Source organism: Tritonibacter horizontis (genome assembly GCF_001518015.1).
GTDB classification, from domain to species: Bacteria; Pseudomonadota; Alphaproteobacteria; order Rhodobacterales; family Rhodobacteraceae; genus Epibacterium; species Epibacterium horizontis.
On sequence record NZ_LPUY01000138.1, the window covers coordinates 39,964 to 53,502 of the forward strand.

Sequence of the window (13,539 nt, forward strand, 5' to 3'; positions counted from 1 at the left end):
TTGAGTGTTTAGGGTTTGTTCTAAATCCTTGACGCGCTCCGATCAATCCTGTTTTATCCTATTTGATCCACAGCCCTTTGGGGAAAACATGACCGAGCATCACACGCTCTCAGACCGCCTCCGCGCCCGCGCCCAGCAACTGGGGCTCAGCCCGGCTCATGTCGCCGAGATGGCCGGGGTCAATCGCTCTTTCGTCTACGACATCCTGCGCGGTCGCTCTGCTCGCCCAGGCATCGACAAGCTGGCCGAGGTCGCGCGGGTTCTTAAGGTCGAGCGGGAATGGCTGATCCACGGCATCGGCGAGGTGGAGGGTGAGCCACCCTTTATCGAGAACCCGGACGAAACCTTCGTGGCGATCGCGCATGCCAGCCCGCGCCCATCAATGGGCGGCGGCGCTGTTGTGACCGAGGATCATGACACGCCCGGCCGCGCCTATCACTTCCGTCGGTCCTGGATAAAGGGCAGCCTCAAGGCCAGCCCGTCACAGCTACGCATCATGCATGTGGAAGGCGACAGCATGGCGCCGACGCTGCTGGATGGCGACACGGTGCTGGTCGACATGACCCGCCGCGCGCCGAACCCGCCCGGGATCTTCGTGCTGGACGACGGAATGGGGCTTGTCGCCAAGCGGCTCGAGCATGTGCCCAACAGCGAACCGCCCGCAGTGCGGGTGATCTCGGACAATGGCTTCTATAGCCCCTATGAGCGCAGCGCCGAGGAGATCCACATCATCGGCCGCATCCGCTGGTTTGCGCGGGAGATTTGAGATGATCGAATTCCGTCAGATCGACGATGGGAACCCGGCGCTTGTGCACTCACCGATGGTGCGGGCGCTGGAAAAGACTTTCTCCTACATCGCCGAACATGGCGGGATCGGGCTGACGCCGTCGAAGGCCTTCAAGCGCGTGTTCTTGCATTGGGCAGCGCGGGAGTTCGACTGGCCCGGCTATTCCGAGGAAGACCTCTTCGCCATCAACAAGGTGCTGAACGAGATCGACTTTGGCCCGCTGATGGATTTGCATGACGTGATGATCGCGTTGAAGGTTGGGCGGCACTACAAGGGGCAGTTCAAGCTGACCAAGGCGGGTCAGGAACTGGTTGGCCAGCCGGGTCGGATCTTCGGCATCTTCACGCCTTTCTACCTGTTCGAGGTAAATCACGCCCGCTTCTCGCGCTTCGACGACGAGCCGGTGTTGGGCAACTGGGACGTGTTCCTGAACGTACTAAACGTCGAGACCGAGGACGGCGCGACCGGCGCTGACCTGCGACGGGTACTATTCGGCGAACCTGATCTTGCCGGTGGTTTCGACGATGTGCTGAGCAGCCTCTACATCCAGGTGCTTCGGCCTCTCTGCTGGACGGGATTGCTGCAAGAGAACAGAGACAAGGGGTTGCTTCAGACGCGGGAGAGCACTTTCACCAAGACGCCATTGTGGCGGGCGGCGCTGCGGCTGGAGACTGGCGGGGTGGTGCGAAGAGCGCCAAGACATTGACCCGCAAGTTCCAAATCTTTTTCACAACTTGAAGACTATTGCTGCTTTTCAAATATCTAGCTGCACTTAAGCGAAATTCTTGCTTTCAGTTCCCGATTGAAGGATGCGCTAAAAATATCCGAATTCTCAGAGACACCGTAAACAAGTTTGTAGGCCCCGATGTATCGAGCTTGGAAAATTGGCAATTTTTCGGATTCAATTATTCGAGTTCGCATTTCCGATGCCAGGTTAAGAAGCGCGTCTTTTACGCGGCGCTCTGCTACCTTCTTGTGCAAGTAGCTTTTTACAAAATCGTAGAACGTGATGTAATTAGGAACGTGAGAAGCGCTGAGCGCACTTGCTTGATAAAGGAGATCAGCCTCGACCTCATCTCCCCGATAACTGCGGGTCCATGCGCTCACTGCCCTCTTTCCGAGCGCTACCTGCAATTGCTCAATCGCGCGCTGTCGGGAAATATGCCAGGACATGTAACTGTCGGCCCTCTCCTGGGCAAATGCCAAAAGATAATCTGTTGCCTTTATGGAGTCTTCCGTACTGCCAGGTGCATGAATCCCATCATCTCGAATATCGACATAGAAACTTGCCTGTTTGAACCAATCAAGTTTCTCAAGCGCATCATTAGGCGCGTAATAGCGGTAAAGGTAGCGACTATGCATGGGGTCGCCTTCGTACGAGGCTCGAATGATCTTTCCGTATGAGAGTATCTCCTCCTGCTTAGTTTTATGACTTCCACCGGTCTTCCAGTGTTTCTTCCAAGCGTCGCGATCAACTCCGTGTTCGTACTTTAGAAACGTCTCGATAATGATCTTTATTTTTGCTAACTCTTCAAGGGCAAGAACCACAAGAGCTGAGCCACGCGCAGACCTTTCATTTGAAAGAAGGAACCGAGCGTCTGATAGCAGGTCGATTCCATTCTTCAGATACGCCACAGATGCATCAGCGACTTCAGTTTCGCTCAGTTCGCCTTTTCGTTTAATTGCAGATCCAGGTTTGGCGATCCACGCCGTAAGTTGATCATCTTCACACATTTTTTCATTTCCGGTTAGCCTGCGTGCTGGATGCAAATTCTTGATGCTTAAGCACTGCAGAGCGAGGTCGCCTTTAGTCATAGCTACCCGCTTGTCTTAAACGCTGCCAAGACTGCATTTGGGAAAAATCTGATTTCGTTGAGTTCCGCAGACCAGATCTCCGACACGCACGCCCTCCTACGCAGGAACACGATAAATCATTGTTTTAACTTGAAATCCCCTTCGCATCGCGGCCACCACAGGACAAAACAGTTCCTGAGGTTCGCCCGCCATGCCAGACATCAACGTCAATTTTGCCCCGCCGCCTGAAACGCTCACCACCGATGAGCGGCTGGCGGAACTCGCCCGGATCCTCGCCGCAGCCGTGGATCGCATCAACCCACCGGAATTTAACGAGAATTCTTTGAACGAAGCAGACAGTTCGCTGGACATCCTCGCCCTTGTTCGCCGTCGTCGTCACCAGTTGCGAACCCGAGTTGGAGATGACGAATGACGAAAACCAGAACTAAATCAGTAGGAAAGAGAACGGGCATCGGCTCTGCGCACGGCCACGCTGTCCTGGCAGACCTGGTCGCGCTGAAGGCCATGACCGTGCCGGAGCTGCGAGAGAAATGGGCGGCGATCTTTGACACGCCTGCGCCGAACACCAGCCGCCAGAATCTCGAGTTGCGGCTTGGGTACCGAATCCAGGAATTTGCCCTTGGCGGCATCGGCCGCGACACCCGACGAACGCTGGATGCGCTGACGGCGGAGGTCGCCTCAGGCGAGCCCGGTCAGATCATGTCCGATCCGCGCCGCCCGATGCCCGGCACCAAGCTGGTCCGTGAATGGAACGGTGTCGAGCACACCGTCACCGTTTTGCCGAAGGGCTTTGAGTGGCAGGGCCGCAGGTACAAGTCGCTCTCCGGCGCGGCGCGGGCCATCACCGGCGCGAACTGGAACGGCTGGAAATTCTTCGGCTTCACCCCACGCCCGAGGATCAGAAAATGACGCGCCAGACACAGCCACAACCGCCCCGTCGCCTGCGCTGCGCCATCTACACCCGCAAATCGAGCGAGGAAGGGCTCGACATGGAGTTCAACAGCCTCGACGCGCAACGGGAGGCGTGTGAGGCCTATATCGCCAGCCAGAAGGCAGAGGGTTGGGTATGCCTGCGCGACAAATACAATGACGGCGGCTTCTCCGGTGGCACGCTGGAACGCCCTGCGCTGAAGGACCTGATTGCCGACATCGAGGACGGATTGATCGACATCGTCATGGTCTACAAGATCGACCGTCTGTCGCGCGCTTTGATGGATTTCTCCAAACTGGTCGAGATCTTCGACAAGCACGGCGTCACCTTCGTGTCCGTCACGCAGTCCTTCAATACGACGACGTCGATGGGGCGGCTGACGCTGAACATCCTGCTCAGCTTCGCCCAGTTCGAGCGCGAAGTGATCGGCGAGCGGATCCGCGACAAGGTCGCCGCCTCGCGCAAGAAGGGCATCTGGATGGGTGGGCCTGTGCCGCTCGGCTATAACGTGAAGGACCGCAAGCTGATCGTGGACCCGGCCGAGGCCGAGACAGTGCGGACGATCTTCACGCTCTACGCCCGGTCCAGTTCCACGGCGCAGGTGATCCTAGAGTTGGACGCGCGCGCGATCCTGACCAAGACCGGCAGGCCATACGACAAGACCTCGCTGCTCAAGACCCTGCACAACAAGGTCTATCGTGGCCTCGCGGTCCACAAGGGCACCGCCTATCCCGGCGAACACGACGCGATCATCGACGAGACGCTCTGGGACGAGGTGCATGAGGTGATCGCGAACAACCGGTATCTTAGGAAGGCCGCGGCTCAGGAACCCTCACCGGCGCTGCTGCGCGGGCTGCTCTTCACCGAAACCGGCGTAGCCATGACTCCGCATCACACTAAGAAAGGCACTCGGCGCTATCGCTACTATGTCTCGATGGACGTGATCAAGAAACGGCCCAAGGCCGAGCTACGAGGGCCGCAGCGGTTGCCGGGTGGCATGGTTGAGGATGCCGTGGTCGGCGAAATCCGCCGCCTGCTGCGCACCCCGGAGGTCGCTGCGCGAGTGTCGCGGACCCTGCGCAAGGAACGGCCAGACCTTGGCGAGGCGGACATCAGCGCCTCGCTCACCCAGTTCGACGACATGTGGAGGGCGCTGATCCCGGCCGAACAGGCCCGAGTGGTCAGGCTTCTGGTGGCGCGGGTCACCGCCAGCGAGGCTGGGTTGGCTGTCGACCTCCGACACGAGGGTCTAGGCGCGATTGCCGCGCTGATGGCCCCGGCCAAGCCGGAGGTGGCGTGATGGCAGAGCCCGAGACCCTGCGTGTCCACATCCCACTCACTCTGCGCAATCGTGGCGGCCGCCCGCGCATCCTGCCGCCCAAAGAAATTGAGGTCGCCATGGATCGCGGCCAGGACGCCCGCCTCCTGCGCGCTATCGGCCGCGCGTGGGACTGGCGGCGCAGGCTCGAGCACGGCGACGTCAACACCATCGCCGATCTCGCCAGAGAGGAAGCCATCTCCGACCGCTATGTCAGCCGGGTGATCCGGCTGGCATGGCTCTCGCCATCGGTACTGGAACGGTTGGTCCTGCGGCGCGAGCCCACGGTTCTGTCGATCTTCGACCTCTGCGGCGTGGCCGAACTGCCATGGGTCGAGCAGCCGGGGCGCGTGTTTGATTGAGGGTCAGTGAAAGCTGGCCTGAAAGCTCGTGGCGGTCAGCGACACGTGGGCGTCCAGCGGCGGGCGCAGTTCGAACGCCTTCGGCTCGCGTGCAAAGTGATAGAGCCGCATGAGGCACCAGTCCGCCCGCCGTTCGTCGGCAACAGCCAGCTCGTTCCGCGAAATATGGAATGGTGTGCGTTCCCAGCCGTTGGTCGTCTTCACTTCGATCAGACGGGGCCGACCATCCGGCGCATAACTGGCGATATCATACCCCGCGCCATCGCCATCCTCCTCCGAGACCCATCGCACCTTTGACGCAAGATCAGAGCGCCCGGAGCCAGCCAGCACCGCTTTCTCATGCGCCAGCGCGCGTTCCTCTCCCGCCCGGCCAAGCGCGCGGTTGCGCTCGTCACGCTCCGCCACATCGAATTTGCGGGCGGTGGCGATGGTTTGCTCAAGTTCAGCCGGAGGCGGTTGGTTGCTGAGCGTCGGGGGCGGTCCAATCCAAAGTTGAGCCGCCTCGCGGAGGCCCATCGCGGGCCGGTCCGGAATGCGGGACAGCCAGCCGGGGTTGAGTTCCAGCCAACGCGCCACCGCCTCTTCTAGTGTGCCCTGGTAGTTTTGCGCGGGCTTGTAGCCGGGGATCCAGTCCTCTCCGAGTGCCCGGAGAACTGCGCTAATGTTCTGGTGCTTGAACTCAATCGAACTGCGGTTGCGGTCGATCTGGGCCTGAAGATCGCGATTGTGCGCGGCCTTGTTATAGGACTGACCAGCGAAGTCCGCAGCCAGCATCGCGAAGTAATCCGCGACGATCAGGTCATTCTCTGCATCTGTCCAAGGCCCGTTCGACATGCGGCCAGGCTAGACGCGGGAAAATCATTTGTCATCAGCGGTTTCGGTTGGGGAAATGGGATGCAAACCTACCCAAGAGATCCGTCGATTTACGCTAGCATCCCGAGCAACGCGCCTACCGCATGTTCTGGCTATGTTGCCATCGATGTCGTTCGGAACGCACGTTTGGGTTTTGGCGGAGTTCGGCAGCAGTGCATTGAAAGGTAACGAGAAAACGAGACCGAACCGAAACGGGTGAGGTTCGCCCAAACTGAGACTGAGGGTCATTTTGAGCCCACCTTCGGCTAGGCGGCGCGTCTATGAGGTTCGGTCGGTTTCCGCAAACCCCTTTGATAACACGGAAAAATCCGTGCCCGTCAGGGCGGTGTCACTGGTTCGAAATGGGGATAATGGCGGGGAGACAGGGATTCGAACCCTGGGAACGCTCTCACGTTCAACGGTTTTCAAGACCGCCGCATTCGACCACTCTGCCACCTCCCCGGTACCAGCTCGAATTGTCGTGCGGTGTAGGCTGCTCGTTCGCCAGTGGCAAGGGGAAATCGGGAAAATCCAAGGCGCCTGATGGATTGCTGCGGGCGGATACATCGCCTCGGGTTCCGGACAGGATCGGGATCACAAACGCGCAATCTGTCGCCCATTCCAGCCAATCCGGGAAACCGCAGGGTTTTCATAGCAAACGACTGCGTTTATGCTGCCGCCAAAAGGCGTGTCTGATCGAAAAACCGTCACCGGCCCCAGCCGAGAAACGAGGGCTATGGCACGCAGAGGCTAAGATCACGCCACCCACAGAAAACAGACCATGAGCAGGCAGGACCCCCGGATGAGCAAGCCACAGAATTCCAAAGCAGCCTCGCGCAAGGTCGCTCGACGGAGCGTCCGTCTGGCGCTGGTCGGCCTGCTGGCGATGGCCGCCTGCACAGACACGCCCTCCCCGGTGGGGGGCGCATCCTCGGGCGACAACAGCGACGGCAAGTCATTCTTTTCGTTTCTGAAACCAAAGGAAACCGTGGACCAGGGCACACCGACCAATTCGACCAAGCTGGTCGACCGCGATGTCGAGGCACCGGATGTATTTCAGGTCACCGAGGCCGGGCTTTGGGACGGTCGCCCCTCCATTGGCGGCGTCTGGGTGGCCCATCCGGATGTTGTCGACCCCGAACGCGTGATCATCCGAAACAATGCCAACGGCAAATTCGTGATCGGCGCCCTGTTCCGCCGCGAACGGGCCATTCCGGGACCACGCTTGCAGGTCTCCTCCGATGCGGCGGCGGCGCTGTCGATGCTGGCCGGCGCACCGGTCGAGCTGAACGTGACCGCCCTGCGTCGGGAAACGGTTGACACGGCGCCTCCTGCCGCGACCGATGGCCAGATCGAAACACTGGACGATGGCACCCCGATTGCCGCCTCGGCCGAGGTGGAAACCCAGACGCTGGACCCCATCGCCAGCGACGCGGCCTCGGCGATTGCCGCCGCCCCGGTGAGCCCGGAACCGGTCGCGCCGTCGGCGGCATCGCAACGGTCCGCCCTGTCCAAGCCCTATATTCAGATCGGTATCTTCAGCGTCGAAGCAAATGCCAACCGCACCGCGGACCAAATGCGCAACGCCGGGGTGATCCCGACCATTTACGAGCAATCCTCCAACGGCAAACCGTTCTGGCGGGTGGTCGTCGGCCCGGCACAGTCGCGCAGTGAACGCACGCAACTGCTCAAGAACGTCAAGAGCGCCGGCTTTGCGGACGCTTATGCCGTGACCAACTGACCCGGCCCGACCGGCGCGCGAACACAAGAGACCTGCGACATCAGGGAGGAGCTTTCCCGTGACCACCTGCTTCACTTCGACCTCCGCGACCGCTTGTATGGGCGTGCTGACAGGGCTTTGGCTGGTTCTGTCCGCGCCCACCGCGCAGGCTTTTGACACCAAGGCGCGCGCCGCTTACGTGATGGATCAGGGCACCGATACCGTGCTGCTCGACAAAAATGCCAATACGCCGCTGCCCCCGGCCTCAATGTCCAAACTGATGACGCTCTACGTGGCGTTCGAGGCCGTGCGCGACGGGCGATTGACCATGGATGAAGAGCTGCCGGTCAGCGCCCATGCCATGAGCTATCGCGGGTCGACCATGTTCCTGGACACCACCGACCGGGTGCGGGTCGAGGATCTGCTGCGCGGCATTATCGTGCTGTCCGGCAATGACGCCTGCGCCGTTATCGCCGAGGCCCTCAGCCCCGATGGCACCGAGGCGGGATTTGCCCGCTATATGACCCGTCGGGCGCGCGAAATGGGGATGACCGACAGCACCTTTACCAACTCCAACGGCTGGCCAGACCCGAACCATAGGATGTCTGTGCGCGACCTTGCGATTCTGGCGGACCGTCTGATCGAAGATTTCCCCGAGTTTTATCCGCTGTTCTCTGAAAAGGAATTCACGTTCGATGGTCGTGCGCCTTCGAACGTCAACAACCGCAACCCGCTGCTGGCGCTGGATATCGGGGCTGATGGGCTCAAGACCGGGCATACCGAGGAAGCCGGCTATGGGCTTGTGGGCTCCGCCAAACAGGGGGACCGGCGGGTGATTTTTGTCCTGTCCGGGCTGAACAGCACCCGCGAACGCGCCGAAGAAAGCGAGGCGGTCGTCAACTGGTCCTTTCGCCAGTTCATCAAGAAAACCCTAGCCCGCCAGGGCCAGCCGGTTGAACAGGCCGAGGTCTGGATGGGCGACAGTCCGACGGTCGGCCTGGTGCCGGCGCAGGATCTCGAAATCCTGCTCCCCGCCTTGTCGGACGGCGTCGTCAACGCAGAGGTGGTCTATACCGGCCCGGTCACCGCGCCAATCGTTGCTGGCGAACAGCTGGCCGAACTGGTGCTGCAACCCGAAGACCTGCCGGAAATGCGCCTGCCGCTGGTGGCGCAAAACGATGTCGGCACGGGTGGCTTTCCGGTCAAGATCGTGACCGCCGCGCGGATCCTTGTATCCCGCGTTCTGAACGGGCCAGAGGGCGAACTGTGACATCACCGCAAACCGACGGGCTGTTCCTGACCTTCGAGGGGATCGACGGGTCAGGCAAATCCACACAATGCCGCCTTCTGGCCGACCATCTGCGCCGCAGCGGGCGTGAGGTTGTCCTGACCCGAGAACCCGGTGGATCACCGGGGGCGGAGGAAATACGGCGTCTGGTCCTGGAAGGCGATCCGGACCGGTGGTCGGCAGAGACCGAGCTTTTGCTCTTCACCGCAGCCCGCCGCGACCATCTGGAACGGACGATCCTGCCCGCGCTGCGGGCAGGCAAGGTCGTCGTCTGCGACCGTTTTGCCGATTCCACCCGGATGTATCAGGGGCTGTCGCGCGGCGACCTGCGCACCACGGTGGATCGCCTGCACAGCCTGATGATCGGGCGCGACCCCGACCTGACCGTGCTGATAGATATGGACCCCGCTACCGGGCTCGCCCGTGCCAAGGGTCGACAGGGCAGCGAAGAACGGTTCGAGGATTTTGGACTGGACCTGCAGGAAAAGATGCGCGCCGGCTTCCTGTCGCTTGCAGAGGAATTCGCAGACCGGTTCCGTGTCATCGACGGAAACCGACCGGTGGATGACGTGGCCGCCGAGGTCGCAGCCACTGTTGCCGCCGCGCTGAGCGCGACACATCCGGCTCCGGCCTCAGAGGAGAGCGGCGGATGAGCGACGCAGAAGACGCGCCCCGCGCCGATCAAACCGAGGGCGCGCCGCACCCGCGCGAAACGGTGCAACTGTTTGGCCAGAGCAAGGCCGAAGCCGCCTTTCTGGAGGCCTACACCACCGATCGCCTGCATCACGCCTGGCTGATCATGGGGCCAAAGGGTGTCGGCAAGGCCACGCTGGCCTGGCGCATCGCCCGCTTCCTGCTGGCCAGCCCCCCGCTTGAGGACGATGGGCTGTTTGGCGCACCGCCGCCGCCAACCAGCCTCGACATTGCCGAGGATCACCCGGTCAGCCATAGCATTCAGGCGCTGGCCGAACCGGGGCTGGCCGCGATCACCCGCAGCTATAACGACAAGGGCCGCCTGCGCGATCAGATCGTTGTCGACGATATCCGGGTGCTCAACAAATTCTTCGGCCTGTCCTCGGCCGAAGGCGGGCGCCGTGTCGTGATCGTGGACAGCGCCGACGAAATGAACGCCAACGCCGCCAACGCCCTGTTGAAGATGCTCGAAGAGCCGCCCGCCCGGACCACGCTGCTGCTGATCTCGCACCAGCCCTCCAGGCTCCTGCCGACCATCCGGTCGCGCTGCCGGACCCTGCGATTGGGGCCGCTCGCACCAGACGACATGCAAAGAGCATTGGAGCAGGCAGGGGCCGAGCTGCCAGTCGATCCGTCCCATCTGTCGGCCCTTGCCGCCGGATCTGTGGGCGCGGCGATGCGGCTTTTGTCACTCGACGGGCCGAAACTTTATGGCGAGGTTCTGGCCCTTGCCGACAGCCTGCCGCGACTTGACCGGCAACGCGCGATGGCCCTCGCGGAAAAGGCCGCTGGGCGAAACGCCGGGGAGCGGTTCGAACTCCTTCTGACCCTGTTTGATCTGGCCTTGGTGCGTCTTGCCCTCACCGGCGCAACCGGGCAGCCCCCCGCCCCCGAAGCCGCTCCGAACGAGGCCGCGATCCTGTCCCGCCTGTCGCCCGATGCGCACAAAGCGCGGGCATGGGCGGATCTGGCCGCCATCGTGACCGAGCGGACACGGCATGGCCAGGCGGTGAACCTTGACCCTGCCGCGCTGGTCCTAGATACGGTGTTCAAGATGCAGGAAACCGCGTCGCGCTGAGGGTCGGCTCCGGCTCCGGGCGGCGCACCGGGCTGCGGCCAAGAACTGCACGACCAGCAAACGGCGACAGGTACAAGGCGACAGAGGCACTACTATGACGACCCCGCAGATTACAGACAGCCATTGCCACCTTGATTTTCCCGATTTTGACGGCGAGTTGCCCGATATCCTGTCCCGCGCTGCCGAGGCGGGGGTGACCCGGATGGTCACCATCTGCACCCGGTTGCGCAATGAACCCGCCGTCCGGGCCCTCGCCGAAGCTCATGCGCCGGTGTTCTACGCCGCAGGCACCCACCCGATGAGCGCCGCCGAAGAACCGCTGGCCACGGTCGATGACCTCGTCGCGCTGGCCCAGCATCCGAAATTCGTTGGCATCGGTGAAACCGGGCTGGACTACCACTACACCGGCGACAGCGCCGAGGTTCAGCAAGACAGCCTGCGCATCCATATCCGGGCGGCGCAGGAAACCGGATTGCCGTTGATCATCCATGCCCGCGCGGCAGATGATGACATGACCGCCATCCTGCGCGAAACCCACGCGGAAAAGGCCTTTTCCTGTGTGATGCACTGTTTTTCCTCCTCTGCCGAGCTGGGCCACGCGGCGCTTGATCTGGGATTCTACCTGTCGATGTCGGGCATCGCCGCCTTCCCCAAGAGCCAGGAGCTGCGCGATATTTTCGCCGAGGCCCCGATTGACCGCATTCTGGTGGAGACCGACAGCCCCTACCTCGCGCCGCCCCCCTATCGTGGCAAACGCAACGAACCCGCCTACACCGCCCATACGGCCAAGGTCGGCGCCGAGGTCTTTGGCCTCGACTATGTGGAATTCGCCGCGCGCACGCAGGAAAATTTCGACCGGCTGTTCTGGAAAGTCGCGCAATACGAGGCCGCCGCCTGATGCCGGAGCTGCGGTGTACGATCCTCGGCTGCGGGTCTTCGGGCGGTGTGCCCCGCCTTGGCGGGCTATGGGGCGACTGCGACCCGAACAATCCCAAGAACCGCCGCCGCCGCTGTTCGATGCTGGTCGAACGCGACGGGCCAGAAGGCACAACAACGGTGCTGATCGACACCAGCCCGGATATGCGGGATCAACTGCTCAGCGCTGGCGTCGGTCGATTGGATGCGGTGGTCTATACCCATTCCCATGCCGATCACGTCCACGGGCTGGATGATCTGCGGATGATCGTTTTCAACATGCGCGAACGCCTGCCCGTCTATGCCGACGCGCCGACCCGAACGGACCTCTTGGCGCGATTTGCCTATGCCTTTGTCCAGCCCGAAGGCTCCACCTACCCGCCAATCCTCGATATCTGCGACATCGACGGGGCCTTTGTGATCGAGGGCGCTGGCGGTGCGATCCCGTTTCTGCCGTTCCGGGTCAATCATGGCGCCGTGGACGCATTGGGGTTTCGGATCGGAGATCTGGCCTATCTGCCCGATGTCGCCGCGATCCCGGATCAGGTTGTTCCCGTGCTCGAAGGCCTCGATTGCTGGGTCCTTGATGCGCTGCGCTACACGCCCCATCCAACCCATTTTTGCTATCAGACCGCGCTGTCGTGGATTGACCGGATGCAACCCAACCGCGCCGTGCTGACCAACATGCATATCGACATGGATTACGCCACGGTCGAGGCCGCAACCCCCGACCACATTACACCCGCCTACGACGGCATGGTGATCCACACGGACTACTGACGGCGCACCACCGCAAGACACCGACACCGCCAACGGACAGGACCGGGCACATCATGATCTTCAGCCTTTTCAATGTCGTGCTACCCGTTTTTGTGGTGGTGGGTATCGGTTATGTCCTAACCCTGCGTGGCATGTTTCAGCAAAGCCAGATCGACGGGCTGATGAAATTTGCCCAAGGGGTCGCGATCCCGTTCCTGCTGTTTCGGGCGATGGCGGGGATCGACCTCAGCGCCGGGTTCGACCCGGACCTGTTGATCAGTTTCTACGTCAGCGCGGGCGCCTGTTTCTTTGCCGGCTTCGGCGGTGCCCGGCTCTTTTTCAAGCGGGACTGGGAGGATTGCGTCGCCATCGGGTTTTGCTGCCTTTTCAGCAACTCGGTCCTCTTGGGTCTGCCGATCACCGAACGCGCCTTTGGTCCGGACGCACTGGTCGGAAACTATGCGATCATTGCCTTCCATTCGCCCTTTTGCTACGGCCTTGGCATCACCGCGATGGAGATTTTTCGCAACCGCGGCAATGGCACGATGCGCACCGTGTCGGCGGTTTTGAAATCCATCTTCAACAACAATCTGATCCTGGCCATTCTCGCGGGGTTCGCTGTGAACCTCTCCGGGTTTTCCATTCCGGCCTCAGTGGATGACGCCTTGGCCGTTGTTGCTTCGGCGGGTCTGCCAACCGCGCTTTTTGCCCTTGGCGGCATCATGGTTCAGTACCGCCCCGAAGGCGATCTGCGCACCATTGCCATGGTGTGCTGCATTTCACTCCTGCTGCATCCGGCGCTCGTCTACGGGCTGGGCAGCGCGCTTGAGGTGCGGGAGGACCTTTTCAGATCCGGCGTCGTGAACGCCGCGATGGCACCTGGGATCAACGGCTACATCTTTGCCAATATGTACGGGCGGGCCAAACGCGTTGCAGCCTCTTCGGTGTTGATCGCCACCGCCTCCTGCGTTGTCACTGCCATGCTGTGGCTGACGCTGCTCAGCTAATCCCCCGGAGGGGC

The 13,539-nt window shown here is 61.6% G+C and carries 15 protein-coding genes and 1 tRNA gene; 13 read left to right on the forward strand and 3 right to left on the reverse strand.

Annotated features, from left to right (window positions below):
- The first annotated feature begins 88 nt into the window (after positions 1 to 88).
- Both TRIHO_RS22140 and TRIHO_RS22145 read left to right on the forward strand, forming a co-directional pair.
- Entirely contained in the window at positions 89 to 766 is a 678-nt protein-coding gene (locus tag TRIHO_RS22140; protein WP_068248887.1) for a LexA family transcriptional regulator, read from the forward strand.
- Position 767: 1 nt separating this feature from the next.
- Positions 768 to 1,493: a hypothetical protein gene (locus tag TRIHO_RS22145; RefSeq protein ID WP_068248889.1), complete on the forward strand. Its 726-nt coding sequence runs from the start codon at positions 768 to 770 to the stop codon at positions 1,491 to 1,493.
- 56 nt (positions 1,494 to 1,549) lie between these two features.
- Here the strand turns inward: TRIHO_RS22145 and TRIHO_RS22150 are convergent, their stop codons facing one another.
- Positions 1,550 to 2,602, reverse strand: coding sequence for an AbiV family abortive infection protein (locus tag TRIHO_RS22150; RefSeq protein WP_082705281.1), 1,053 nt, complete (start codon positions 2,600 to 2,602; stop codon positions 1,550 to 1,552).
- A 190-nt stretch (positions 2,603 to 2,792) separates the two neighbouring features.
- Between TRIHO_RS22150 and TRIHO_RS22155 the strand changes: the two genes are divergently transcribed.
- From TRIHO_RS22155 to TRIHO_RS22170, 4 genes are read left to right on the forward strand one after another with little or no spacing between them, the layout of a single operon-like run.
- Entirely contained in the window at positions 2,793 to 3,014 is a 222-nt protein-coding gene (locus tag TRIHO_RS22155; protein ID WP_068248892.1) for a hypothetical protein, read from the forward strand.
- Positions 3,011 to 3,511 (forward strand): DUF2924 domain-containing protein, encoded by a 501-nt coding sequence (locus tag TRIHO_RS22160; protein ID WP_082705282.1) that lies wholly within the window; start codon positions 3,011 to 3,013, stop codon positions 3,509 to 3,511. Before TRIHO_RS22155 ends, TRIHO_RS22160 begins: the two co-directional genes overlap by 4 nt.
- Positions 3,508 to 4,833: a recombinase family protein gene (locus TRIHO_RS22165; RefSeq protein WP_068248894.1), complete on the forward strand. Its 1,326-nt coding sequence runs from the start codon at positions 3,508 to 3,510 to the stop codon at positions 4,831 to 4,833. The genes TRIHO_RS22160 and TRIHO_RS22165 overlap by 4 nt, the downstream gene beginning before the upstream one ends.
- Complete coding sequence (locus TRIHO_RS22170; RefSeq protein ID WP_068248895.1) at positions 4,833 to 5,213, forward strand: hypothetical protein; 381 nt, start codon at positions 4,833 to 4,835, stop codon at positions 5,211 to 5,213. The genes TRIHO_RS22165 and TRIHO_RS22170 overlap by 1 nt, the downstream gene beginning before the upstream one ends.
- Before the next feature lie 3 nt (positions 5,214 to 5,216).
- Here the strand turns inward: TRIHO_RS22170 and TRIHO_RS22175 are convergent, their stop codons facing one another.
- On the reverse strand, positions 5,217 to 6,047 hold the full coding sequence (locus TRIHO_RS22175) for a DUF3883 domain-containing protein (protein WP_068248896.1): 831 nt from the start codon (positions 6,045 to 6,047) through the stop codon (positions 5,217 to 5,219).
- A gap of 390 nt (positions 6,048 to 6,437) precedes the next feature.
- A tRNA-Ser gene (locus TRIHO_RS22180) sits at positions 6,438 to 6,527 on the reverse strand.
- A gap of 340 nt (positions 6,528 to 6,867) precedes the next feature.
- Here TRIHO_RS22180 and TRIHO_RS22185 point away from each other — a divergent pair.
- From TRIHO_RS22185 to TRIHO_RS22215, 7 genes are all read left to right on the forward strand, one after another.
- Positions 6,868 to 7,806, forward strand: coding sequence for an SPOR domain-containing protein (locus tag TRIHO_RS22185; RefSeq protein ID WP_068248900.1), 939 nt, complete (start codon positions 6,868 to 6,870; stop codon positions 7,804 to 7,806).
- A gap of 97 nt (positions 7,807 to 7,903) precedes the next feature.
- The gene (locus TRIHO_RS22190) at positions 7,904 to 9,055 is read left to right on the forward strand and encodes a D-alanyl-D-alanine carboxypeptidase family protein (protein ID WP_068248901.1); all 1,152 of its coding nucleotides are present in this window, start codon (positions 7,904 to 7,906) and stop codon (positions 9,053 to 9,055) included.
- Positions 9,052 to 9,726 carry a dTMP kinase gene (gene tmk / locus TRIHO_RS22195; RefSeq protein WP_068248902.1) on the forward strand — a complete coding sequence of 225 codons (675 nt, stop codon included), beginning with the start codon at positions 9,052 to 9,054 and terminating at the stop codon, positions 9,724 to 9,726. The genes TRIHO_RS22190 and tmk overlap by 4 nt, the downstream gene beginning before the upstream one ends.
- Entirely contained in the window at positions 9,723 to 10,844 is a 1,122-nt protein-coding gene (locus tag TRIHO_RS22200) for a DNA polymerase III subunit delta' (protein ID WP_068248903.1), read from the forward strand. Before tmk ends, TRIHO_RS22200 begins: the two co-directional genes overlap by 4 nt.
- A 94-nt stretch (positions 10,845 to 10,938) precedes the next feature.
- Entirely contained in the window at positions 10,939 to 11,742 is an 804-nt protein-coding gene (locus tag TRIHO_RS22205) for a TatD family hydrolase (protein ID WP_068248905.1), read from the forward strand.
- Positions 11,742 to 12,539 carry an MBL fold metallo-hydrolase gene (locus TRIHO_RS22210; RefSeq protein ID WP_068248907.1) on the forward strand — a complete coding sequence of 266 codons (798 nt, stop codon included), beginning with the start codon at positions 11,742 to 11,744 and terminating at the stop codon, positions 12,537 to 12,539. Before TRIHO_RS22205 ends, TRIHO_RS22210 begins: the two co-directional genes overlap by 1 nt.
- A gap of 53 nt (positions 12,540 to 12,592) precedes the next feature.
- Positions 12,593 to 13,525: an AEC family transporter gene (locus TRIHO_RS22215; RefSeq protein ID WP_068248908.1), complete on the forward strand. Its 933-nt coding sequence runs from the start codon at positions 12,593 to 12,595 to the stop codon at positions 13,523 to 13,525.
- Positions 13,526 to 13,539: the final 14 nt, after the last annotated feature.